Raw genomic sequence first — 24,165 nt, 5'->3', positions numbered from 1 at the left:
GGAGGGCGCCCTGTGAGCGCCGCCGGGTGCAGGACTGGCGCCGCGGTCGGCCGCCAGCGCATGACGGCGCTTCGCGGGAGACATCGTCTGCTCAGATCCCGAGCGGGATTGATGATGGAGCGGCTCATGCCTGGGATCTCGCCACGAATCAGGCTCGTTTGCCGAAAACATAGACGCATGGGAACAGAACCGAATCGAGCTGGGTCGCCTTCATCCACGCCACCGGTTTTCCATACAGCTTGGAATAATACTGGCCTGAGACGGCGATCGGCTTGGAGCCGAACGCTGCAGAACACAGATCGAACAGTTCCTGCTGCGTGAAGCCCGCATGGGCGCCGGCCTCGTTGCTCCACTGTCCCTTCAAACGCTGCTTGTAGTCGGCGAGGTTCCACTGGAACTTTTCCTTGAAGGACACAGCCGAGCCGACATAGCCGACCAGCCGGCTCTTGTTGGGCGTCCCGATCAGATAACTTCCGCCGGGCTTGAGAACGCGCGCCATTTCGGCGAGAGCCCTCTCCGGCTGAGGAATATGCTCAAGGGCGTGGAACGAGAAGATGAAATCGAACGTCGCGTCGGGAAACTGGAGCTCCCTGGCGTCCATGATCATCAGCTCTGCTGGTTTCGAACCGGCGTAGTCGAAATCGAACTCTCCTCCGATGTCGATTCCGACGGTGCTGGCCTGCAAGCCTCGCGCGAGGAGACCGGCCTCACGGCCGGATCCGCATCCGACGACGAGCGCCTTTTTCACAGGGACATCGGTACATGCCTTGATGACCTCGATCAGAGCCAAGCTCTTGTTGGCCTCTGTCGTTCGATAGGCTGGATCTATATCTCTTTCCGGCATGTCGCGTATCTCCTCTGGATGGGAACTGCAGAACCGCTTGATCATTCGTCACGGAACTCCGGAACAGGACTTCGCTGCCTCCACCGGCGGCCTCAGGCGGGAAGACATTGCCCATCGCCGGTGCGGACAACCCCGCCTTCGAGAGGCCGCGCGGGCTCATGCCCGGCCAAGACCTCCTGCACCCGAGCGTAAAGGTCTCCGCGTTCGAAAAGGATGCCTCTCACCCCGGCCGCTTGCGCTGCCTCCAGATCGGTCGTCTTATCTCCGATAAGAACGCACCGGGAGACATTCAATTCCCAAGCGCGCAGAAGACTCATGATCATCCCCGGTGCCGGCTTGCGGCAATCGCATTGGACCCGGTACGCTTCGACACGCCCATTCGGATGGTGCGGACAATAACGGATGTCGTCCACGGTGCCGCCGAGCTTGCGCACCTCGTCCGTGATAAACGAATGCAGCTCATTCACTGCCGCCTCGGGATAAAAACCGCGCGCGACGCCGGCCTGATTGGTGACGATGAACAGATGCCAGCCGGCGCGGCTTGCAAGAGCCATGGCCTCGCGGGCGCCCTCGATCCATTCAAAACGATCCCGCGTTCCGACCCATCCATGATCGACATTGACGACGCCGTCCCGGTCCAGGAACAGAGCCGGACGGCGCATCCGTTCGGGGACCTCCGTCCCGGCTCTTTGAAAATCGGCCGGAACGCCGATGTCGATGAAGTATCCCTCTCCGACGCGTCCCTCCAGCAATCCTTGAGAGGCGAGGCCTGGAAGAACATCCCGCTCCAGAGAGCAGATCGGCGCTATGGATTCGAGAACCGATTTCCGGAAGAGGTAGACACCGCCATTGATGAGATTCTCACCCGCGTGATCAGGCCGCTCCCTGAACTCGACGATCGTATCGCCCGCCAGCGAGACGGCGCCGTAGCGCGAAGCGTCCGGCACCCTGCGCAGCATGACCCTGCCGACAACGCGATCGTTCCGGAGAGGACGCGAAAGCAGCTCCGCGAGCGCTCCATCGAAGAACGAGTCGCCGTTCAACAACAGGAACTGATCCGACAGGTAATCGCGGGCGTGGTAGAGAGCGCCGCCGGTCCCGGAGCGGACGGGCTCTTCTGATACGAGAATCGAGACCTCGCGCGGCAACCTGGAGCGAATGTGAGGCAGGTCCCGACGGAACTCCTCCGCCATATGTCCTGCCAGAAGCACGACCTCTTCGATCCCGAACCGGACGAGCTCGCGCAGAAGCCAGCTCAGGAAAGGGCGATCGCCGCAGGCCAGCAGAGGTTTCGGCTTTTTGGCTGTCAGGTCGCCGAGACGGGTCCCAAGTCCTCCGACCAGGACGGCGGCTTGTTTCACAGAAGAGGGCATACACGGTCCTAGGTGGCGTGCTGCGGGAATCGATCACGCTCGACCAGGGCGCATATGATGTGGGCGGCAACGATGTGCATCTGCTGTATGATGGGGGTCGCGCGGGACGGAACGGCAAGAACGTAGTCGCACATGTCGTGCATCGGGGAGACGGTCTGCCCTGAAAATCCGAGAGTCGTCATCCCTTGGCGGCGGGCCGCTGCAAGCGCCCTGATGATGTTCTTGGAGGTCCCCGATGTCGAGATCGCAAGGAACACATCGCCCGGCCTGCCGAGAGCCAAGACCTGGCGCTCGAAAACGGTCTCGAAACCGTAATCGTTGCCGATGGCCGTAATGACGGACGTATCGACGGTCAGGGCGATCGCAGGCAGTGCCGGCCGGTCATACATCAGGCGCGAGACAAACTCTCCGGCAATGTGCTGGGAATCGCCCGCGCTCCCGCCGTTTCCAGCGATCAGCAGCTTACCCCCCCGCTCCATTGCGTCGGCAATGACACGCCCCATCCGCTGCATGATGTCCTGGTAGACGCTGTCTGCAGCCAAGGCGTTCAGGCTGTCAGCCGATCGTAGAAGGTACTCTCTGATATAGTCCTGCGCCTGCATGTCCACGACTCAACTCCTCTGGGTGTAAAGTCGGCGCCCGTCGCCACCGCGCCTGCCGTATTCAGAGCCTTGAGAACATCGTACCGGCGTTCGGGATCGACGATCAGCATCAGGAATCCGCCGCCGCCGGCGCCGGAAACCTTCGCTCCGAGCGCTCCCTGCCTGAAAGCATAGTCAAGCAGCTCTTCGATCCGCTCGGTTGATATTCCGCTCGCCGTGCGTTTCTTCGCCCGCCAGGAGCGATTGAGCAGCTCCGCCATGTAGCCGACCTCGCCGGCCAGCATCGCTCGCTTCATCTCGACGGCATCCTGCTTGAGCTGGTGCAGGCTTTCGATGCTTGCGGCATCCGCCTCCTTCATCGAACGCTGCTGCTCGGCGATGATCGCATCCGACCTGCGGGACACCCCGGTAAAGCAGGTGATGAGGGACATCTGGAGCTCATTGAAGTGATCGCTCTGAACCCGCAAAGGATTAACGATCACGCGATCGTCCTGCAGGAACTCGATGAAGTTGATGCCACCGAAGGCCGCAGCATAATGATCCTGCTTTCCTCCGGCGAGGTTGAGCTGCAAGCGTTCGACCTCATAAGCGATACGCGCGATCTCGTAGGGGCCGAGCGGCAGATTGGCGAGCGTCCGGAACGCCTCCACGAGAGCGATCACCAAGGCAGAGGACGACCCGAGCCCCGATCCCATCGGAGCATCGACCATCGTGCTGATCTTGATGGCGGGATATTGGCCGTTCATGTACTGCGACACGATCCGCTGCATCACTCCCGCATGAAGCTGCAGCCTTGCGCGCGAGAGGGTCTTGCCGTTCGCGGGAAAGGATTCTTCGATCCCAAGATCCCGCGCCTGAAAGTGAATGCGGCCATCCGAGGATGGCTCGATCGAGGCGAATGCATACCGATCGATCGTCACATTCAGGACAGCTCCTCCATACTGGTCGCAGTAGGGACTGAGATCCGTCCCTCCTCCAGCGAGTCCCAGTCGGAGTGGAGCTCTTGACCGTATCAAAGTGTCCCCAATCATCGAGATACTCCGAGCCACCTTCGATCTCTAAACAGAAGAGCATACGGACCAGCCGGAAACATGAGGGAAGAGCTTTCTGACAGCTTATCGGTTCTATTTCGTCTGCTTGATCCATAAGGCAGGCGAATTATGACCGCTCCGCCCGTCAAATGGTAGAAGGACGCGGGACATCAAAGGGAGTACTCCCTATTCCGAAGTCCGGATCCGGCGGCAGAAACCACGCCGACCTGAGTCTAATCGCCGTCTCTGCACGACGAGGACGTGCTTTGCTTCGAGCACTTTGCCATTTGCATGATCAGCGCGGGATTCAAGCCCTGCCGCCTGCCGGTCAGGAGAGCTTCCCGAGATCGGCTAGCCCCTTTGTATCCTTTCTTCCAAAGTGCTGCGCATATAAACTTGCAGAAATCTTCGCAGCCTGTTCCGATCGATGAGGAGCCTTCATGAGGGTGATCGTTTCCCCGGCGAACCAGCTCCCCGACAAACTGGCAAGCCGCTGGGCAGAGATTCAGGAGAACAACCCCGGCCTTGCAAGCCCTTTCTTCCGACCGGAGTTCACGCAGGCCGTCGCGCGGGTCCGGGAAGACGTCTTTGTCGCCTGCATCGATGACGGCGCCGCATTCCTCCCGTTCCAACGGAGTTCATTCGGCCTGGGGCGACCTGTGGGAGGCGCCATGTCCGATTATCACGGCCTGATCGCGCCGCCGGACTACACATGCGACATGGTGGAGGTTCTCAGAGCAAGCCGGTTGCAGCGCTGGAACTTCGATCACGTCCCCGCGGATCAAGCCGTCTTCGCGCGCTGGAAGACGGTCAGCACCTCATCGCCCATCCTGGACATTTCGGAGGCTGCTCACGCCGGGTCGACCGGACTGCATTCGAACCACAGGCGCAAGTGGCGCCGCCTCGAGGAGGCGCACGGCGAAATCCAGGTCGACCTGGACGTCCAGGATCCAGCACTTCTCGAGAGCTGCATTCGGTGGAAGTCGGAGCAATATCATCGCACCGGGCTTCTCGATCTTTTTTCGCGTCCGTGGGCGAGAGCCCTGGCAGATGTCATAGCCACTTACCGTGAGCAGCACTTTGCTGGAATTCTATCGGTGCTGCGCGTCGGCGACAGGCCGATCGCCGTGCATTTTGGCATCCGTTCACTCAAGTTCTGGCACTACTGGTTCCCCGCCTACGATCTCGAATTCCAGCGTTTTTCGCCCGGGATACTCCTGCTCTTGAAGATGATCCAAGGTGCACCCGCGCTCGGGATTGAAACAATCGATTTCGGAAAAGGAGACAATCATTACAAGCTACGGCTTTTCAATCGCAGGATCCCACTTCTCGAAGGTTGTGTGACCACAAGCCATCCCCTCTGGATGGTCACTCAGACGCAAACAAAGTTGAAACAGCTTGCCAAGAACTCGCCAGCCTCTGATTACATCATTCCACCCATGAGGAAACTCATGCAGTGGGCTAGATTCAGGTAGATCCGTTTCGCCGCCGACATAAGGCCGAACTCTTCATGGCATGTGCAGATGGCGAACACCACAGTGTCGAGTTGAGTGTCGAGTTGCCGGCTTCATTCCTTTCACGCGGCGCTATCGTCTAAAGCCAGTCGAGATCAGGTCTCCAGAAGGCTTCCGGCGATCAGAAGTTGATCGGTTGATATATCGATGATCAGAAACAGGAAACTTCGCATAGGCATTTTGTCGAGGAGCACAGCTTTATCGACCTATCATGCCGATTTCCTGAAGTGGTGCCTTTCCCATCCAAGCATCGATCTGTCTCACCTGATCGTCATGCGGGAACGTACTGCCGACAGGCACGGTTCCAATGGCCATGCCGCGTCATCTCCAACCCCGAGTATCATGCGCATCCTAGGCTTGATCGAGGAACCGGTTCTGCGAGCCTCGACCCACCACACGGAATATGTGAGCGAGTTCGATATCTCGGAATTGCTTCCATTCAAGATCTGCGCCACCACGTCGCTCTCGTCGCCAGACCTGGCGCACCGTTTCAAAGCGGAAGACGTTACGAAGATCAGGGAGCTCGACCTTGATCTTCTGATCATGCCTGTCGGAGTCAATCTCAGCGGCGACATCCTCGAAGCGGCGCGGCTCGGAATCATCACCGTCCAGTATTCCGACAACCGGGGCGGCCGCGACTCCCCTCCTGGCTTCTGGGATGTGTACTTTCAGAACGAGACGAGTGGCTTTTCCCTCACCTTGTTCACCCAAGAGGCACATGGCGGAGTTCCCCTGCGCCAGGGCCGGGTCTCCACCAAGTTCTTCTGGAAATACAACGAGGCCAACATTTATCAGCGCTCGATGTATCACCTCAAGCGCCTGGTCGAAGACATCGTGGAGAAGGACAGCCTGCCTGCCGCGCGGCCTCAGTTGCCGTATGCTGGCCCCTCGGCGCAAATGCCGACCCCCCTTCAATCTCTCAAATACAGCGGGAACGTCGCGCATCATATATTCCGCAAAGTGGCGATCAAGCTCTTGCGCCGTGCCGGATGGGACTTTCGCTGGAGAGTCGCTTATGTTCCGACCAACTGGGCTGACGCCGTTCTATCGCGCGGCATCGAGATCAAGAATCCTCCTCTGCGTTTTCTGGCTGACCCCTTCGTCGTCAGCCGGGAGGGGAAGCATTACTGCTTCGTCGAGGATTTCTGCTACAAGACGGGTCGAGCCGACATTGCGGTATACGAACTCGCGCCCGAAGGGGACCTACGGTTGGGAACAGCGATCAAGGAGCCCTTTCATCTTTCGTTCCCATACTTGTTCACCTACAACGGCGAATTGTATATGTGCCCGGAAACGGCGAGCAACAGGGATATTCGAGTTTACCGTTGCGTGAATTTTCCAATGGAATGGCGCCTGGAGAAGATCCTTCTGACCGATATCCACGCTGCGGACACGATGTTGTTCGAGCAAGACGGCCGATGGTGGATGCTGACGAACGTCGATCCTTTCGGAAACTACGATCATGGGTCGGAGCTCTCGATCTTCTATGCGGATTCACCTCTGTCCACCGAGTGGACGCCCCACGAGCAGAATCCCGTTCTCATCGACGCGTCGTGCGCAAGAAATGCGGGCCTCGTGCGGGAGGGCGGAAAACTGTACCGCGTGAGCCAATGTCAGGGGTTCGACTTCTATGGCCGACGCAGCCGCATCAACCAGATTGTCGAGCTCACGAGCACGGCGTATGTCGAGGAATGCGCCTTGACCATCAAGCCCGAGTTCAAGCCGAAAGCCAAGGGAACGCATCACCTGCACAGTAACGGGGACGTCACGGCGTTCGACTACATCGCATACGACAATCTCAGGATGTGATCGTACCGCAAGGTGGATTGAAAGATCTGAACCTCGCGAGCCCGGCTCATGGAGGGGCGAGGCCTTGCAAGCTGGAGTATCGGATGTGAAAAGTGGAAAGCCAGTTTCACGTCCGATGCTCTAAAATTGTGCCGTGCCGGCAGACGTTGATAACCGGCACGCACGATCTGAAGAGCCCGCTGCTGCTTACGATGCGCGCGAGACTCCTGCGCCTCGCCCGATCTGCGTCAGCGTTTTGAGCCGTCCCGCGTAAGCGCCACGATTCCGCAGCGACGCCCACTCCGCCGCTCTCGCCTGTGCGAGAGCAGCCGATACCATGATGTATGCGATCACGAAGCAAATGCCATGGATCGACGAGTAGGCCAGGAAGAACGACTCGGTGATATTCGAAAGGACGGTTCCCATGAAGAGCGCGGCGGCGAGCGGAAGAACCAGCCTCTCGTATGGAGCGCGGGACTTGAGGATCTGTACGACTTTGAGAACGAAGGAAGCCAGCACCAGCGCCAGAAGAAGAACCCCCACATATCCAAAATTGATGAACGTTTCCAGGTACCCGTTATGGGCGTTGACCAGGTTCTCCCCCGTGACCGCGAAGAACCGCGGCATGATGGTCTCTTCGAAGCTTCCATAACTAGTTCCGACCCACGGGTGCTCGTTCGCCCATGGCAGAATCGTGCCCCATATCGGCACGCGCCCCGTCAGGTCGGGCTTCTTGCCAACCATTTCGAGGCCGACGGTCAGGACCGGAACGGCGGTGACGAGAATCAGAGCGACGATCAAGGATGCGCTGCCGAGGATGAGCACTCTCGATCCCTGCTTTGCCTCGAGGATCATCGAGAATGCGATTGCAAGAGCGATCATGGTCATTGCGGCGACGAAGCCGGTGACGGATCCGGACCCGAAGAGACACGCGGCGATCGCGATCAGGACAGCGGCTCTGAAGGTGGTGCTCGTGAGCACGCGCTTTGCAAACACCACGTAGACCAAGAGAGCTATGCTGGCTGTGTTCCCCAGCGAGTTTTTATGGCTGTAGATGCCGCGCCAATGGCCCGCCCACCGGGGCTCGGCCCAATCGCTGGCCTGATGGATGCCGAAGGCAGGATCGACGAATACGCAGATCACGCTCAGCAAGATGGCCCAGCCGAGAGCGAGAGACAGCGCCCTGACGATGCGGGGCGGAGGAAGCAGGGCCACTAAGCAAGCGGCGGCGAGGAAGCTGAAAGAGAGTGCATAAGCGCGCCTGAACGTGACCGCTGGGTTATCAGACCAGAGGCATGACAGGAAGGCGAGCAGCGGAAACAGGAAAGGGAGCCATGATGCTCGGATCACGGCGTTCACCGCTCGTGAATGGCTCAAATAAATCCAGAACGTCACAAGGGATATGACGATGGTGTTGGCCCGGCCCAGATAGGAGGCAGGGTCATCCCCGGGCGGCTTCATCGGGCTGGACCCTGTCAGGATGAATACGAAGCCGCCGGTGCTGATCAGAAGCCAGTAAACGAAAAAATAATCGATCCACTTGCTCTGTGTCTGTCCGCCCATGGAATACGTTGCCTGGGGCCTATCGGCCCGCTTCTGGAAGTGGATGATGGCGCGCTCTGTCTCGCGAGAAACGGAATGCGCGGATTTGGACGAACGATCCCTTCGGCCCTGAGATCGCAGCGGGGGCGGCTACCGCCTCCGGATTGCTAGAGAGCCGGCAGCTTGATGGCGACCTCGATGACATCGCCGGGCAGAAGGGACATCGACTCCGTGGCGTTGATCTGTTGTTCCACCCCTGCCTCGTCGACTCTGAAAAGGGTGATCACGGTCGTTCCTGGGCCCTCTGTCCACACGGACTTCAGCGCGCCCGCGATGGCCAGCTTCTGCTGCGCGGCCGATAGCTGCGCCGTGATCCTTGCCCGGCGGGACAGGGCATCCTGCAACTCGGTCAGCAATCGTATCTTGTTTTCGTCCTGCAACTTCTGGGAGTCGCGGGTCGCCTCTTCATATTCCCGCTGCGCGCGGGTTGCCTCGACCGCTGTTTGAAGCGCCCTCGTCGACGACAGAAGCATGGCGCGGCGCGCATCGCTCACGCGCTGTGTCGACACCGTGCCCTTTTCGAACAGGCTTCTGGAACGCTCGAAATCCTCGACATCGGCCTTGCTGCCCTCCTCTTCTCTCGACTTCTGCTCTGAAAGGAGCGTGGCTCGGGAAGAGGCGAACTCGGCGGAAGCGACAACGTAGCGAAGTTGTTTCGTGTAGTCCTGCTGCTGCAGCTTAAGCCGTTCCGCGAGAGCGTTGGCCTCGTCCGAAGGCGTTCCGGCCGGCCGGGGAGCCGCCTCCGCGCCGGCGGCAGGAGCGCCTTGCAGCTGAGCCTGCAGCTGCTTGATCCGCTCGCCTTCCACGGCAAGCTCCTGGACGAGCGTTTTGCTTTGCGCCTGATACTCCACCGTATCGACGTAGGGATTGCTGATCCTCAGGCGCGCGACATCGAAGCCGCCGGCATGTGCGATCGCTTGTCTTACCGACATTCCGGGCCGGTACGGGACCTCGCCGGCGCGCGCGATGTCACCGTGGAGATAGACCGGCCGATACTCGGCGATCTTCACCGAAACGTCCTCCGGCGCCACGGAGGTGAGGACAGTTCTGCCATCCGGCGTACGAGCAGGGATCTGGCGCTTCGTGAACTCTGCTTGCAGGCCCGCCCGCAGATCAGTGAGGGAAAGACCCTTTGCAGGATAGCTCCCGATGATCGGGACGTTCACCGAGCCGTCGAGGTCGACCGGCACGCGCGCCGTCAATTCGGAGACACCCGCAATCGAGAGCTCGACGACATCACCCGTCCCAAGCTTGTACTCGGCCTTTGCGGATGGTGCGTCAGCCAAGGCGAAGACGCAGAGCGACAGGAGAAATGCCGGAAAAGCGGTCGACTTGCGTCGGAGAGGCAGAAACTTGAGCAGCATGGCACCCAACTTGGCTTTGGTGATCAGGATTTTCTCGGGGCTCGATTCAAGACCACTCCCAGGATCTTTCCACTCATGTAGGACCATGGCGCGAGTGCGCTCAGCACCTGCGACTTGTGGGCGGTTGTCGAATTCAGCAGGAGCAGCACGCCATCCGATAAGCTGAGGGATGGGAGCACGTCCAGCCCGTCCTCCAGAGGCGGAGCATCGATGATCACATAATCGAAGACGTTTCTTGCCGTATTGATGACTTTCTCGAGGGTGGGGGCATCGGAGATCATCTCAGCCCGCGTGACCACGATTCCATGCTGGTCCCGGTAGATATCCGAATGACCGGCCTGAGCCTCGCCCGCGCCCGGAGGAGACATGGTCCCCGCTTCTTGCGTGGGATCCGAGCCGCTTATTATGTTGGCGTCGATCAGGGACACCTTTTTGCCCAGTCGGCACAGATTGTGTGCCAATGCCGTTGCTATGCTCGTCACACCCTCCCCTTTCTTCAAGGATGTGACCGTAAGGACTCGTCGATCGAGAGGCTTCGTCTCTGCCAAGACAGCATGAGTCAGATGCGCCAAGCCGCTCTGCATTCTCATCCGGCTGAGGGCCGCTTTCTCGGAGAGATGCGGAGAACCGGGTCCACACAGAGAGAGCAGTTCGGTCTTCCCGGTATCCGGAATGGTGCCCAGGCACGGAAGCTCGAGCGTCGAGGAAACATCGTCCGCCGAACGCAACCTGCGGAACAATCGCTCCCGAATGAGGCCTGCGATGAGCCCCAGCACGCCGCCCAACCCGAGTCCGGCGCCTAAGATCAGGATCGACTTCGGCTCGCTCTTGTTCTGGGGTGGTGTCGCGCGCGTGATGACGCGTGCGCTGAGAGTGGGCGACGACATCTGCTGGTCGACCGCGATATGACGGTCGAGGAAGGTCTCATAGAGCTTTCGATAGGATTGCGCCTGAGCTTCGAGGTCGAGCAGCACCGCGCTCGATTGGCCGCTGCGGTTCTTGGCCTTGAAATCCTGAAGAGCATCCTCGGCATTCTGCGCTTCGGTACGAAGCGCAGCGAGGCGTTCGTCGAGCCACTTGCTTGCTTTGTCCATTGCGTCGCTGCGTGCTCGGGCCTGGTCCGCAAGGTATTCGTCTGCAACCGTGTTGGCGATCTCCGCAGACTTCAGACGATCCTTGGAGAGAATCTCGATCTCGAGAACGTTGGTCGCCCCCACGCGCCGGACTACCAGCGAACGCTGCAACTTTTCGATCGTTGCCTGAACGTCGTCCTGCACCGCAGCGGCACCTGTCTTGTCCTGCGCATCCGGTCGAACGAATGCGACAAGCTGATCCTTCAGTTTCCGCAACGAACTTAGCCCAAGGCCAGGATCCTCCCGAGAGGCTCCGAACTCTGGATCGTCGACCAGTTTCAGCGTTTGTACCACCTGTCGCAGCACGTTGCCGGATCGGCTGACCTCCACTTGCGTCTCGATCGCGAGCGCGTCGAGCTGCCTGTCGGGTCCGCTTGCATTCGAACCGACTTCAACACGCGCCGGATCGATCATGACTTGCGCCGTCGCGCGATAGCGAACCGGCCATACGATCAGGGCACAGATCGAGAGGAGAAGACAGAGAACCAGAAAGCTGGCGATGATCTTCCACTGCCGTCTGAGCACCGTGAGAATTTCGCGGGCGCCGAACTGGGGCTGCAGTTTATCCCATCCCGCAGGGACGGCTTCATACTCGTTTTCGATCGGCCACTTGACTCTATCAAGCATAGTTGAACTGAACCTCGCTGCGCTAGAGCCAATACTGCTGCTTTGATTGCTGCTTGTGCTTTGATGGAAACTTGTATTGCTTATTACGCCGACGAGATGCGCCGAGTATTGCATTATAAACCCAGAACGATCTGCCGCCGTTTGCTTTTTCGGCAACAAGTATCCTTTCCTTGATGATAGTGTTGCGCACATTCGAACGCAACCTGGGTTGCGTCACATAAGTATAGTTTGCTCTACCCACTCAGGATAACTCATTCGGGTGTACAACAACTCGCTGCACCTCCGGACGCCTCGCGGGAGCCTTCTCGGCGTTCTTGCGGGCTGGCCGTGCACCTGGGGCGAGTCGCGATGACGGTCTGCGCGTCCTGCAAGCCGTCGAAGACAATTCTTTCATCGAGACCATTCAGCGAATTTGAGTTGCGGCTAGCGCCGTCGCACTCCATTCCCCGCAGGACTTTGCCATGAGCGCCATGTCGTTGTCCGAACCGGCATGACGAGGGCTCCTTGCCGACGAACTGGCTCGGGAGACATCGATCCCGCCAGTCCTTTCTGCACCTTCATCACATCCGTATGCGCAGTATCTGTGCGCCCCCATGACCCTCCCTTCTTGGATGAGCATATGGGTGAGTGCGGCCCGCTGGGACTGCACGATATCCAAACATGAAGACATTGCGTGGTTCGCATGGAGAGCCACGAGCAAGATCGTACGAGTGGACATGGTCGATAATTCCGACTGTAAAAGAGTGCCGAACCCGCTACGCCAGATGTCCTTACACAGGGCGATAGGAATAACGCACTGCACTAGGAAGAAACTGATGCCCAAACTTCGCCTTATTTGATATTTAAGCCCGATTTGCCAGTACATCGGCAGATAAATAATTAAACTAAATCATATAATGGGCAGATAACCTATGTTTATATTCACATCAAGCAAGACGTTTACGCTTGGTAAGCCGAACGACGAGAGCCCAGTTCTGCGTTAAGCCTTTCGTTCCTGGTTTTTACTCAACCAAATCCTTTCATTCACACGAGCGTTCTCCACCAATCTTGGAATTGCAGCGTCTGGCCGGATCGTTGCTTGATCGTTCTGCTCACGTTTCGGCGTGCTCAGATTCCGGAAAGCGATGACCCGCCTATCCAGCGTTAAGCGGCCACTTGGATTCTTAATGAGCCAAGCGGATCGGCTCGGATGCCCTGCAGGACCTCTTTTCATCTCGGGAACGCTTCCCCGCGCTTCCTGAGCGTGCCTTCACGCGCACAAAGCAAAAAGAAACGGAAATACGTATGGCAAACCAATTGTTTTCGACCGGGTTTGAAGGCTCGGTGTCCCTGTCGTCGCCGCAGGTCAACAGCAACGTCGAGGCGCTGCAGAGCCTGCAGAACGTCGGCACCGTCTGGGGCCGCGCCCCGACCATCCAGATGCTCTCGGGCGCCGGCAACTACGACTCGGTGTTCTCCAACGCCATCACCACCACCACCGGCCATGACGGCGCCCAGACCCGCGCCCTCCACCTCGACGTCAACTCCCGGCCCGCCGACTACACCCAGTCGCCGCTGCTGTTCCAGCCCACCTCCGAGCCCGGCGACTTCTACATGAGCGCCTGGATCAAGCTGCCCGACAACCTCTGGTCGACGCTCGGCTCCGGCGGCTGGCTCGCCGCCCTGCCCGAATGGAAGACCGCCGGCGACTTCCGCGCCGTGGCCTCGATCATCGCGCTCGGCAACGGCGAGCTCGCCTGGAACATGCAGTGGGACACCAACGCCAACGGCAACGTGCCGCTCGAGACCCTCTGGCGCGGCGTCAACACCAGCGTGGCGGTGCCGCAGGGCGAGTGGTTCAAGGTTGAGATGTTCACCCACCGCGACAACACCGACGGCCGCACCTGGTTCAAGGTCAACGGCCAGACCGTGTTCGACCACACCGGCGACAACATCGGCGTCAACAACGCCCCGATCAACCGCGTCTTCATCGGCAATCCTTACGCCAACAAGCCCGTCGATGTCTGGCTCGACGACGTCCAAATCTGGGATGGCGCCCCAACCAATACAGACCAGACGCCGACGCCCACCCCAACGCCTACGCCGACTCCTACTCCCACGCCTACTCCTACTCCTACTCCTACCCCGACGCCCACGACCGGTAAGACGATCAATGGGACGTCCCGGAGCGAAACGCTCACCGGCACCTCGGGCAACGACGTCATCAAAGGTGGCGGAGGCAATGACTCCATCTACGGTCGCGATGGCGACGACGTTCTGACCGGCGGCCGCGGCCGCGACATCTTCGTGTTCGACAGCAAGACCGTCAAAGCCGGCGGGATTGACACGATCACGGACTTCAACCCGAATGACGATACCATCGACCTTGGATTCGCATTCACGTCGCTGACGAACGGCAGCATGCGGGCCGGCGAGCTCCGGATCGGCACGAAGGCGCAGGACTGGAACGACTACGTGATCTACAACCGCTCGACAGGCGCGCTCTACTACGATCCTGACGGCAACGGAGCGGCGGCGCAGAGCCAGTTCGCGAAACTCGCCCCGAACCTCAACCTCACTCACGGCGATTTCTTCGTCTACTAAGCGACCCGGGGGCCGGTCTTTGGACTGGTCTGGCGAGTCACCCCGACGGCGTGCCGTATCTGTGGCCCGCCAGACGTCACAATGGGATCTGCTGTTCTCGAGGAGGCGGGACGCGCGATGCGCCCGCCTCCACGCCGGGCCCTGATCCCACCCGACCATGAACGACCATGTCCCGGGCGGCCTTCATGCGCCGGCCTTTACGACCATCACAGACGCGGTGATATTTCCGTCACTGCGTCTGATATCATGTCGCGCGCCACGGCGTGCGCTCATGCAGAAATGGCTTCACTGCAGGAACTCACCCTGCGGGCTTATCCGTACCGGCATGCCGGCAACGACCTCAAGACGAACACTCAGGACATGCCACTGAACTGATGGTCGCCGACGGTTGAACCTGCAATCCGATTGATGAGGGACGTGTAGCTCCCGCCGATCGCAGTCCAACTGAGTTGGCGGAGCAGAACTCTGCGCGCCATGCGAGCGTCCCGCTCCCAATCCTCCAGAGAACGCTCTTGGAAGAGCTGCAGCGCGCCTGCAATGGCATCGACAGACAGATCGCCGTGAATTCTGACCCCGGCAAGCCCCATCTCGAACAGGTCCGCTAGACCGCCCGCATCGCTCCCGATGACCGGGCGCGCACTCATGCCCGCAAGGACCGCGACGCCGCTTTGCGAATTGAAGTCCCGGTACGGGAGCAGGACGGCATCGACTTCTGCAATGATGGATGGGATCTCCTCTTCCGGAACGAAGCGTATGTCGACTTCGGTGCCGCACGGATCGCGCTTCGCCAAATCCAGGCACTCGCCAGTGTAGGCAGCGGGGCCGCTCGATCCGACGACCAGGAGCCGCAATTGCCCACCATCACGACGATACTTCTGAACGGCGAGAATCGACTCCTTCACCAGCTTGTTGGGCCGAATAAAGCCGAAGACGAGAACCTGTCCGTTTCTCGGCAACGGGCTCGGCTCGCCTAAATCATAGGACCCGTGGGGAATGACCGTTACCCGGTCGGGATCCAGGTTGTATTCCTTGAGCAGGACTTCCCGAGACTTGCTGGACAAGCACACGACGTGTGTCGCAAGAGAAAAGTCGATTTTGTAGATCAATCGCTCCAGACCGCGTGCCCATTGAGGAAGCAGCCACGAATGCGGTGTCGGGTCGTGCACGACGATGACCAGGCGTCGTCCCCACAAGCGCACGAGCAGAGCCATGGGAAACTCGATGCCGACATGCCCAACGTGGTTGAAGAGAAAGACCTGAGCCGAGGACCGGGCTCTCCAGAGTTCCTTGATGTTCGTGACGAAGCGCTTGATCGTCGTCATTCGCCTCTTGATCAAGCCCGCTTCAACTGAGTCAACACGCGGAGTCATCCGCCGATCTATGCCACGACCCGAGGCTTCCTTTGATGGCGGAAGCATCGGGGGGGCGATGAGCGTCACGCGGAGGCCCGCTTGTGCGATGGAACCGGCAAGTTCGTGTGTGAACCACCCGCTTCCGCCTTTCCAGGAATTCGACAAAATGCATACCTCGGTCTCTGCAGCACTGCTTGTTTCCATTCGCGGTGTGTCCCTGGCGCTGATACTTTGGGAGAAAGCTGTGGCCAGCTTGAGAATTTGCGAGGGGTAAATAGTTCGCATCGTCGCGGTCAAGACTTCAAGCATCTGTCGAGCCAACGGACGGATACTCCATCAAAAGCTCCACACATCAAACTACCTATTCGGTATTAAACACTAAGAGCTTTCTCGGATCCTGCACCGGCCGCCGCGTGGGCAGTCGGCGTCGATTTTCTCGTTCAAGGAGAGAAGAACGCTCCGCGCCGCGCAGAGTTCGCGTAGTATCAATGTTTGCATGACCTTCGGATAGCTATTTGGGATAGTTGCTAACGGGGGCCTAGCCTTGTTTACTTTGAAAAGAGCAAGCGACGATCCCAGTCGCCGGATGCCGATACCTCCCACATGCGCAATCAAGCCAAGAGCGGATCGATAGGACAGACGACACGCCCAGGGCGCGCTCCTTATCCTCTGCGCGCGCACCTGATGGCCGATATGCACCGCGTCATAGGACGCTCCTCTCTCGGGGGCTTGCTCCGCCTGACCTTGTTGTCGCGACCCTTTCGCGCAGTCGTCACCATGCGCCTGTGCCAAGCGACCAACGGCAATAGCCTGTGCCGATTGCTGCACAATTGGGCTCAGGGCAAAGCAGGTCTCGATCTCCCCTGGGACATTCAGGTCGGGCATGGTCTGCTGATCGTCCATGGCTGGGGGCTAGTGGTGACGCCCCGTGCGAAGATCGGATCGAATGTGACCCTGCTTCACGGCGCGACGATTGGCGGCAAAGACGACATCCGGCCGGACGGCAGTCGTTCGTCATCGTTTCCGACGATTCACGACGAGGTCTGGATCGGAGCCCACGCTGTCATCATCGGCGGAATCACCATAGGCCATGGCGCCATCATCGCTCCAGGCGCTGTCGTTACAAAGGACGTGCCGCCTCGTACGATCGTGGCGGGCGTTCCTGCGCGGGCGATCAGATCCGACGCCGTCCCGGACGTTCAACATAAGGTTCGGTTCTGAGCGTCTGCTCGGCCGACATTCTGCTAACACATCAGATCACCTGCATCCCGGCGAGATTTACGTCCCTTGCCGCGGCCGATCAGCGTTCAGTATCCCGCATCTCTGCAAGTCGTTGAAATCAACGGCGAGATGGCTTCCCTGAGCTCAGGGCGACTTCCTTCGGCAGGATCCGACACTCACTTTGCGAGGAGGCCGACCATGTTTCCGACACGTGTCGTGTTTCTCGGCGAGATATCGTCGATCAGTTGATGCTCCCGGCGACGGAAGGGCCTCGCTATGAAGAGGGATGACATGAACGCCACGCCTGCAAGCAAACTCAGGCAGATCCTGCCCGCTCCGTCAAAGCCGAAATGCCAGATGATCGCCTCCGTTGCAACGACCAGAAAGATTGCGGGCGCGATTACCAGGGCGAGGCGCGCGGAATCAAAGATCGTCGCCGCACCACGGGTCTTCAACGCATAGATCATGATCGCGAGCTTCACGGCAGTGTCGACGCAAGGCCAGACCAGCAGCGCGGCAGCGCCCAACGACGCGCTCGTAAGATAGACGAGCACAAGGGTCAGCAAGCTTACGGGCAGCATTGCCAGGAACGTCACATGGACCTGTAGAATGCCCCCCAGAATTTCCGCGGCCCTGAAATAGCTCGTTCCAAGAGCCTGGACCAGCAGAATGGGCAGGATGAAGCCATAAGGGGCGAAATCCGGTTTCCCGAGCGTCGTGATGACCAAGGGCCCAAGCGGCGCGGCGACGACAACGGCACCCATGATGACAATCGTTTCCAGCTTGATCAGAACGCTTAGCGTCGTCTCCGCTCCCAACCGATCTCCCTTGACGATCATTTTTCCGACAAGCAGGGGCTCGACGATCGGTGACAACAAATGGACTGGCAGCCCGCGCAACGCGGAGAGCACCAGGGTTTGAACGAAGGATATCGCCGCAAGAGGGACAGCCGGCAGAGCCGTCGCGCTCGCCAGGCGCACGGAGGCCGGGCTCGCCGCGAGCCAAGAAAGAGCTGAAATATAGATGCTCGCCGAGAACTTGAGTTGCTGGCCGAAGGCAGGAATGAGACTGCGATCAATCGCATTGACATCCCGCCCGACGATCCCCTTGTATCTGACACAGAGGATCAGCACGACAAGCATTAACTGTATGGCTGATGTTCCTCCCCAGACGAGCATGAGATCGTTCGGATGAAGTCCATAGAGGCCCGCAATCAACAAACAGATGCCGGCCCTCGCAGCCACTTCGAGGAACGCCGTCACAGCCCAGACGCTATAAGCCTTCAGAGCTTGCGCGGCAGCCTCGATATCCAGCTGAACGGACAGGATGACGATCCAGGTGATCAATATCGTTTGATCGGGTGGATGCCCGCTCCAAAGAGTCACCGTATCAAGTGTTCCAAGCTGCAGCAGAACAGTAACGATCACTCCCAGGCCCAGGGTCTTGATCAAGAGATACGAGGCAAGCGTGCGGAGCAGATCCGAGCCTGTGCCATAGGCGATGACAAGGGGCAGGAACCGAGATAGCGAACGCGCGATCCCTAAACCGGACAGGGTTGCGACGACGACAGAGACGGCGAATGCGACGGAATAGGATGCGTATTCCGCCGTCATCATCGCCTTGGCCACGAGAATCTGGAAAGCGATGCCTAATACAAGGCTCCCCAATCGAGCCGCCGCCGCCAGCGCTACGCCACCTGACCCGCCGTGTGTCAATGTCATACCTTCTCTCTGGATCGCGAGAGGGCTCCGCGATCCCTGCGCTCTGAAGGATCGGCTATGCCCATCGGACGGCCGAATATACGGTACGGGTGCGAACTGCGTCCTCTGGTGATGCGCAAGAGCGGAGACATCATGCCGTCATTCGGTCCATGTGGCACAACAAGCTTCCGATAATCTACGCGCCTAAGCATCGAGCAGATATAGCCCGCCCATGTATCTCAAGGGCTAGTCCGAAATGTCAGCGGCACGAAACGAGCTTCTGTCGTCGATCCATCGAGAGATCGACAGATTGCCTCTCGCTCCCCAGGGGCCTTGACTACAAGATTTAGCCCATGACTCCGCCTTTCCGGGGTGTAGGAAGCCAATCAGAACGCCTCCTGCTTCCGCAGGATCTGCACCGCAGTGACGATAATGATCTTGAGATCGAGCGTCACTGTCCAGGATTTGACATACCAAAGATCAAGCTCGACGCGACGCTTCATCTGACCAAGCTCTGGTGTCTCGCCCCGCGCGCCGTTCACCTGTGCCCATCCCGTTATACCGGGCTTGACCTGCTGGCGCACATTATAATCCCCGATTAGCTGCGAGTAATAATTGTCATGGGCAAGTGCGTGAGGGCGGGGCCCTACGAGAGACATCTCTCCTCGAAGAACATTCACAAGCTGAGGAAGCTCATCGATGCTGGAGCTGCGAAGCCAGCGGCCGACGCTCGTGACGCGGCTATCACCGCGCCTTGCTTGCTGCACCACGTCGCCATCCTCGAGAACGAACATGGTTCGAAATTTCAGAATTCTGAAAGGCTTTCCATGTAAACCTCGTCGCGTCTGGCAGAAGAAGACCGGCCCCGGCGAATCAATCTTGATCATAAGCGCGACGGCGAAGAAAAGAGGGAGACAAAGCAGCAGCGCGCAGATGGAAACGATCAGGTCGATGGCTCGCTTTGCTATTGAGGCGTAAGTACGCCATCCGACAGAACTGCTCGGCCTGTCTGGAGCAGGACCATCATGAAGGAGAAATTGCTTAGCAGGTGCGCTCATGACGTGCATTTTCCGCTTTTATGTCGTGTTTGTTGATTTAGTCGTGAAAGGCTGCCTCTTACGGCGAGTTGCCCGTGTCGCCGACGTTGCGGCCGTCCGCCATGTTTGTGCTCCTGTTTTGAGGAGGCTGTCGCCAGTCACGCATGCAGCTTGTTTATGAGATTTGACCGACCATGCCATAGGGCAGCATTGCGCCCTCCCGACCTGCGCGTGCCAAACATACTTATAAGCTGCAGTATAAAGATGCTGGCGATTGAGCCGAGGCTTATTTCGGAGAATTTGCGTATACGTAAGGGTTACCCGGTTCTGTCAGTCGTGGCCGCTTGGCCACGCAGCGGCGGAACCAAAGACCCCGCTGCCGGTGTGGCGTGCTCCTCTGCTCTCTTATAGCGCAGCAGGAGGGTCGAGCTCGATAGGAGGAGCGTTCGACCGAGTGCTCAGACCTATCTCAACGGCGCCGGCAGCAGCGTTGCAAGACAGCCATAGGAGAAGGCCGCCGGTCATCCGCCTTCGATCACGATTTCGATATTCACAGTTACGAGATGGTCAGGCTCTCATTCTCTTCGGCACCTAGGGGACGTGGGAGCGCACTTTCCACCGGTGGCTTTATTCCAGCTCAATCCTCGTCTTGATCACGTCGCCGGAACGGACATTGACCCGGAGGTCCACTCGGGATGTCGATGCGAGCTTGTTGAATTGCGGAGAGAAGGGCACTGTCGACAGAGAAACCTGCCCCGTTCCAGTGGCGCCTCCAGAGAATGCGAGCCGCCCCAGAACATTCTCCTTGCGGCGCAGAACGACGGAATGGTCGCCCTGCAATTCGGCGCTGACGCTTGCATCCAGAAGATAACTGATGCACGCCTCGACAGGTTGGAAGGATCCCGTCAGCCGATCGCTGATCTCGATGACTCCGTCGTCATAGGACACCCCTCGCCTATGGATGGCTCCATACCGTCTGACGTAGCCGTCGTGCTCTCCTTCTACCTCCCAACCCGGGCCGTAGAAGCCTGATCGGATGATGCGGCCGGAGGCCTTTCGTTTCCAATTGAATGCGCCCGCCGTCTCGCTCTGACTGTCGTGCCCGATATGAAGGGTGCTGTGTGATCCTGTGGATCTGAATACGTCTCTAAAGGGACCGATCGAGTAATACAGATACGTTCCGCAATCTGCGAGGACCGCCTCTCCGTCGATCGATAGCCAGAGCGCCAGTGCATCGGCGTGACCGTGCGCCGCAATGGTTCCGAACCCCAATGGCCCGTGATCGAAGACGAGATGAAGATGCCGCTGTGACGAGCTTTCCTGATACGTCGTGTACCCGCCGATGGCGAACGTCGCGAAGCGAGTCTCGGGAAGGCGGGACGCAGCGCTGCTCCCGAAGAAGAGGTCGCGGATATGTGCATCGTGCAAAGGTGGCGGTTCCGGGTCTCCGGTAATGCCGCCAATTGCCGCAATGACGGAGGCGGTGTATTTCGGCTCGCGCGCGAGCGGCCCCGAAATGACGCGCGTTTCATCGTTATCGCCGATGTTTGGAGGAATTCCCTGTTCATTGAGAAAGCACCGCAGCGTCGATGCGGGCTTGAGCAACAAGGTCGGGTCCAACTGTACCGCTTCGGGAGTCCCCTTGAGGACAAGGGCCGCAAAGGCAAGCATTTCGAGTGTGAACGCCGTGTACGAAGGGGATTGCTCAACCCCTACCCCGTCGGCAAAGAATTGGGTCTGCGCTGCGTTCTGTAGAACCGACAGGGCCTCACGGTAACGCTGAGGTGACTCGGGTAGATCGGGCACGAGTTGGGCCGCCAGAAGGAGACCTAACCCTTCCGCGACACGATGGTTGTTAGCGGAGGAGTAAAGGGACGGATTGCGCTGGAGCCAGAATCCATGCGCCGCAACGAATGTGCGGATCTGACGCTTCTCGTCCGGCGTCAATTGCTCTCCGATACAGGCGACGACAATGGTAATCGAGACCAAACGTAGCGCCAATTCGATCCCGGACGACCAGTTGACCCCGCGAAAGGGCGGATTGGCCTGCATCCAGGACGAAATGATCTGCATGATCCAAGGTATGTCCCTTTGATCGCCTCGAACGCGAGCAAGGACAGCAATAGGGTGCAGCATTTGGAGCCGGTTCAGCTCCCATACGAATTTCGCGTCGCTATGCTGATTGGGATTTCGGTAATTGACATCAAAGCAGAATGCTTCCTTGCCGGGCCATTGCTTCTTTGTGACAGGATCCTGCAGCCACAGATCCGGACTGAGCGTAACCAATGCATCTACGGACCACTCCTCGCCCAGCAGGGTAAGTCCCCTCGTTCGAAGGCCCTCGACCTCGCTCGTCAACAAATCCAGATGCACTTCACGGACTGGTGACGCGAGTGCAGCCACGAGATTTCGATTGGCCTGGAGGTCACCGTCCGGAACATCAAACCTGCGCCACCCCGACCGGTCGAACCTCCATGCAAGGCGTCGTCCCTGTTCCAGAACCCGATGGAGCAGCTCGGGCGGTGACATCGAATGGGCGCGCTGCCAGTACCAGTAATACGTTCCGGCTCGCAGCTTCAGGGTTTTATAGAACTTGCTCATTGCGGGCCAAGCGATGCGCCTTCAATTTGCTGGGGGGCTACGCGTTCTGCAACGCGGATAGCGATTGATACGCGTGTAGCAATTTCGGCGCCTCATGGGGCCAGGAGAGCTCTTGTCTCACGCGGCGGCGTCCTTCAGCTGCCATCGCCACTCGCCGTTCAGGATCGTCGAGAAGATCGAGTATTTTTCCCCCGAAATCCTTGGGATCGGTGTTGCGCGCGTAAACCGACGCATTTTGAGCGGAGACCCGCCCTTCGGTGAGGTCATACTGCACGATCGGACGGCCCAGCGCCATGTACTCCATGATCTTGTTCATGGTCGACTTGTCATTCATTGCGTTCGGGCGGTCTGGATTGACGCAGACGTCCGCGGTGGAGAGCACTGTAAAAAGCGTTTCGTCGTCGACCCTTCCTGGAAACTCCATCCATTCGGACAGGCCCATTTCTGTGGCCTGACGGATCGTCGCGCTCAAGGACGGACCAGATCCCATGATGACGAATTGCACGTCCTTGCGGTCGCGCGCGTTTACGATGTAGTCGACGGAAGCAAGAAGAAGGTCCATGCCCTCCTGCTCGCCGATCACGCCGATATAGGCGACAAGATAAGATTTTCCCTTCTTCCACTGGTCATCGGGTGGGAGCTCCCTGATGCGGCTGAGATTGGGGCCGGAGCGTACCGTGAAGACCCGCTCCGGTTTCATCATCCCTCTTTGTATCGCAACAGATCGGAACGATTCATTGGTTGCGATCGATATGTCGGCGATCTTGAATGTAAGGCGCTCTAAGAGGACGAGCAGGAACCATAGAGGCCCTCGGCGCCCGAACTTCGCCTCAAAAAGCTCTGGGTTGAGATCGTGATGATCAAAAATGAACCTCACGCCGAACAGCAGCTTCCAGAACGCCCCGACGAGGAAGATGAGATCTGGAGGATTACAGGCGTGAATGACGTCAAACCCTCGCTCCCGGTACACTTTAACCGAGAGCGAGAACTGCCAGAACAGGGCATTGGCATATTCCCAAATGTACCCCAGCTTTCTCGAGGCCTCCGGAAGCGGGTGCCGATAGATGTGAATGCCTTCCAGCAGTTCATACTTGGCAGAATAATTGTCGCGTTGAGGGCAGATCACGGATACTTCGTAACCTGCCGCCTGAAGCGTCGTTGCCTCAGACCATACTCTTCGGTCAAACGGGACCGGAAGATTTTCCACGATGAACAGCACGCGGTTGGCTGCCTTGGGTCCGCTCCTCTGAACGAGCACTCCACCTGTAGACGTCATTTCTGCGTCTCCTGCTTCTTCTGGCTGGGTATGTCGGGGGCGAGTTGATGGAAGCATTTGAGCATCGAGCACGATGTTATTCGGACGGCGTGGGGCCGGATTTTCGTGGAGCTGCGGGTTATCTCTTACTGCAGTTCGAATTTATGCCGTCGCGTTCCGGCATCTGACTCGACAGGCTTGAACCGCGGTCGAACCGGCAACTGAAAGTCTCCTGGCCGGTTGAGGGAAACCATTGGCCCGCGTGCAGCCGGTCGTCACACAGGTTCGATCGGTTTGTCTGGACCAGATCATTCAGGTCGCCCCACAGCAAGTTGAGAATTTTTCGCATGCCTGCAGCATCGTATTGTTCGGCGCTATGGTTACATCAGAATTTCCATGCACATTCATACTCGACCCGAACAAGCAATTGTCTATGCAGACTCCATATATTACTATGATGTCCCAGGAGATTGACAAAAGCAAGAAGGCCTCGGGCAAGTCTACTTTAAGAATACGAAGGGTCCATGCTCGATTGAGG

Annotated in this window: 16 protein-coding genes; 4 read left to right on the top strand and 12 right to left on the bottom strand. The window is 58.8% G+C overall.

What is annotated here, in order from left to right:
- Positions 1 to 148: 148 nt before the first annotated feature.
- The 4 genes from ACS5Q0_RS09100 to ACS5Q0_RS09085 form a co-directional block, all read right to left on the bottom strand.
- The gene (locus ACS5Q0_RS09100; protein WP_473126295.1) at positions 149 to 844 is read right to left on the bottom strand and encodes a class I SAM-dependent methyltransferase; all 696 of its coding nucleotides are present in this window, start codon (positions 842 to 844) and stop codon (positions 149 to 151) included.
- Between the two features lie 92 nt (positions 845 to 936).
- Positions 937 to 2,217, bottom strand: a complete 1,281-nt coding sequence (locus ACS5Q0_RS09095; protein WP_473126294.1) for an HAD-IIIA family hydrolase — start codon at positions 2,215 to 2,217, stop codon at positions 937 to 939.
- A gap of 8 nt (positions 2,218 to 2,225) precedes the next feature.
- Entirely contained in the window at positions 2,226 to 2,759 is a 534-nt protein-coding gene (locus tag ACS5Q0_RS09090) for a D-sedoheptulose 7-phosphate isomerase (protein ID WP_473126293.1), read from the bottom strand.
- A gap of 5 nt (positions 2,760 to 2,764) precedes the next feature.
- The gene (locus ACS5Q0_RS09085) at positions 2,765 to 3,739 is read right to left on the bottom strand and encodes a GHMP family kinase ATP-binding protein (protein WP_473126292.1); all 975 of its coding nucleotides are present in this window, start codon (positions 3,737 to 3,739) and stop codon (positions 2,765 to 2,767) included.
- Between the two features lie 551 nt (positions 3,740 to 4,290).
- On the opposite strand from ACS5Q0_RS09085, the gene ACS5Q0_RS09080 reads away from it, so the two are divergent.
- Positions 4,291 to 5,325, top strand: coding sequence for a GNAT family N-acetyltransferase (locus ACS5Q0_RS09080; RefSeq protein ID WP_473126291.1), 1,035 nt, complete (start codon positions 4,291 to 4,293; stop codon positions 5,323 to 5,325).
- Positions 5,326 to 5,706: 381 nt separating this feature from the next.
- Complete coding sequence (locus ACS5Q0_RS09075; RefSeq protein WP_473126290.1) at positions 5,707 to 7,173, top strand: glucosamine inositolphosphorylceramide transferase family protein; 1,467 nt, start codon at positions 5,707 to 5,709, stop codon at positions 7,171 to 7,173.
- 186 nt (positions 7,174 to 7,359) lie between these two features.
- Here ACS5Q0_RS09075 and ACS5Q0_RS09070 read toward each other — a convergent pair whose 3' ends face one another.
- The 3 genes from ACS5Q0_RS09070 to ACS5Q0_RS09060 all read right to left on the bottom strand — a co-directional run bounded on the left by ACS5Q0_RS09070 (position 7,360) and on the right by ACS5Q0_RS09060 (position 12,037).
- Complete coding sequence (locus ACS5Q0_RS09070) at positions 7,360 to 8,715, bottom strand: O-antigen ligase family protein (RefSeq protein WP_473126289.1); 1,356 nt, start codon at positions 8,713 to 8,715, stop codon at positions 7,360 to 7,362.
- A 146-nt stretch (positions 8,716 to 8,861) separates the two neighbouring features.
- On the bottom strand, positions 8,862 to 10,118 hold the full coding sequence (locus ACS5Q0_RS09065) for a polysaccharide biosynthesis/export family protein (protein WP_473126288.1): 1,257 nt from the start codon (positions 10,116 to 10,118) through the stop codon (positions 8,862 to 8,864).
- 23 nt (positions 10,119 to 10,141) lie between these two features.
- Positions 10,142 to 12,037 carry a Wzz/FepE/Etk N-terminal domain-containing protein gene (locus ACS5Q0_RS09060; RefSeq protein WP_473126287.1) on the bottom strand — a complete coding sequence of 632 codons (1,896 nt, stop codon included), beginning with the start codon at positions 12,035 to 12,037 and terminating at the stop codon, positions 10,142 to 10,144.
- Between the two features lie 1,125 nt (positions 12,038 to 13,162).
- On the opposite strand from ACS5Q0_RS09060, the gene ACS5Q0_RS09055 reads away from it, so the two are divergent.
- Positions 13,163 to 14,461, top strand: coding sequence for a calcium-binding protein (locus tag ACS5Q0_RS09055; protein WP_473126286.1), 1,299 nt, complete (start codon positions 13,163 to 13,165; stop codon positions 14,459 to 14,461).
- 353 nt (positions 14,462 to 14,814) lie between these two features.
- On the opposite strand, the gene ACS5Q0_RS09050 is transcribed toward ACS5Q0_RS09055, so the two are convergent.
- Complete coding sequence (locus ACS5Q0_RS09050) at positions 14,815 to 16,122, bottom strand: glycosyltransferase family 4 protein (protein ID WP_473126285.1); 1,308 nt, start codon at positions 16,120 to 16,122, stop codon at positions 14,815 to 14,817.
- A gap of 384 nt (positions 16,123 to 16,506) precedes the next feature.
- Between ACS5Q0_RS09050 and ACS5Q0_RS09045 the strand changes: the two genes are divergently transcribed.
- Positions 16,507 to 17,034, top strand: a complete 528-nt coding sequence (locus ACS5Q0_RS09045) for an LbetaH domain-containing protein (RefSeq protein WP_473126284.1) — start codon at positions 16,507 to 16,509, stop codon at positions 17,032 to 17,034.
- Between the two features lie 176 nt (positions 17,035 to 17,210).
- Here the strand turns inward: ACS5Q0_RS09045 and ACS5Q0_RS09040 are convergent, their stop codons facing one another.
- The 4 genes from ACS5Q0_RS09040 to ACS5Q0_RS09025 all read right to left on the bottom strand — a co-directional run bounded on the left by ACS5Q0_RS09040 (position 17,211) and on the right by ACS5Q0_RS09025 (position 23,648).
- Positions 17,211 to 18,485: a hypothetical protein gene (locus tag ACS5Q0_RS09040; protein WP_473126283.1), complete on the bottom strand. Its 1,275-nt coding sequence runs from the start codon at positions 18,483 to 18,485 to the stop codon at positions 17,211 to 17,213.
- Between the two features lie 635 nt (positions 18,486 to 19,120).
- Positions 19,121 to 19,792 (bottom strand): exopolysaccharide biosynthesis polyprenyl glycosylphosphotransferase, encoded by a 672-nt coding sequence (locus tag ACS5Q0_RS09035; RefSeq protein WP_473126282.1) that lies wholly within the window; start codon positions 19,790 to 19,792, stop codon positions 19,121 to 19,123.
- Positions 19,793 to 20,398: 606 nt separating this feature from the next.
- Positions 20,399 to 22,372 (bottom strand): heparinase II/III family protein, encoded by a 1,974-nt coding sequence (locus tag ACS5Q0_RS09030; protein WP_473126281.1) that lies wholly within the window; start codon positions 22,370 to 22,372, stop codon positions 20,399 to 20,401.
- Positions 22,373 to 22,409: 37 nt separating this feature from the next.
- Positions 22,410 to 23,648, bottom strand: a complete 1,239-nt coding sequence (locus tag ACS5Q0_RS09025; protein WP_473126280.1) for a glycosyltransferase family 4 protein — start codon at positions 23,646 to 23,648, stop codon at positions 22,410 to 22,412.
- Positions 23,649 to 24,165: the final 517 nt, after the last annotated feature.

It is taken from the genome of Microvirga sp. HS2 (genome assembly GCF_055792805.1).
Note: the sequence above shows the minus strand (reverse complement) of the source record. Positions and strands in the feature narration are given on the sequence as shown.

Excerpts from the sequence above, each read along its gene's own strand:
- ACS5Q0_RS09075 (WP_473126290.1), top strand. The coding sequence starts at position 5,707 with ATGCGCATCCTAGGCTTGATCGAGGAACCGGTTCTGCGAGCCTCGACC.
- ACS5Q0_RS09035 (WP_473126282.1), bottom strand. The coding sequence starts at position 19,792 with ATGAGCGCACCTGCTAAGCAATTTCTCCTTCATGATGGTCCTGCTCCA.
- ACS5Q0_RS09070 (WP_473126289.1), bottom strand. The coding sequence starts at position 8,715 with ATGGGCGGACAGACACAGAGCAAGTGGATCGATTATTTTTTCGTTTAC.
- ACS5Q0_RS09100 (WP_473126295.1), bottom strand. The coding sequence starts at position 844 with ATGCCGGAAAGAGATATAGATCCAGCCTATCGAACGACAGAGGCCAAC.
- ACS5Q0_RS09095 (WP_473126294.1), bottom strand. The coding sequence starts at position 2,217 with ATGCCCTCTTCTGTGAAACAAGCCGCCGTCCTGGTCGGAGGACTTGGG.
- ACS5Q0_RS09045 (WP_473126284.1), top strand. The coding sequence starts at position 16,507 with ATGCACCGCGTCATAGGACGCTCCTCTCTCGGGGGCTTGCTCCGCCTG.
- ACS5Q0_RS09080 (WP_473126291.1), top strand. The coding sequence starts at position 4,291 with ATGAGGGTGATCGTTTCCCCGGCGAACCAGCTCCCCGACAAACTGGCA.
- ACS5Q0_RS09065 (WP_473126288.1), bottom strand. The coding sequence starts at position 10,118 with ATGCTGCTCAAGTTTCTGCCTCTCCGACGCAAGTCGACCGCTTTTCCG.
- ACS5Q0_RS09025 (WP_473126280.1), bottom strand. The coding sequence starts at position 23,648 with ATGACGTCTACAGGTGGAGTGCTCGTTCAGAGGAGCGGACCCAAGGCA.
- ACS5Q0_RS09030 (WP_473126281.1), bottom strand. The coding sequence starts at position 22,372 with ATGAGCAAGTTCTATAAAACCCTGAAGCTGCGAGCCGGAACGTATTAC.
- ACS5Q0_RS09055 (WP_473126286.1), top strand. The coding sequence starts at position 13,163 with ATGGCAAACCAATTGTTTTCGACCGGGTTTGAAGGCTCGGTGTCCCTG.
- ACS5Q0_RS09050 (WP_473126285.1), bottom strand. The coding sequence starts at position 16,122 with ATGCTTGAAGTCTTGACCGCGACGATGCGAACTATTTACCCCTCGCAA.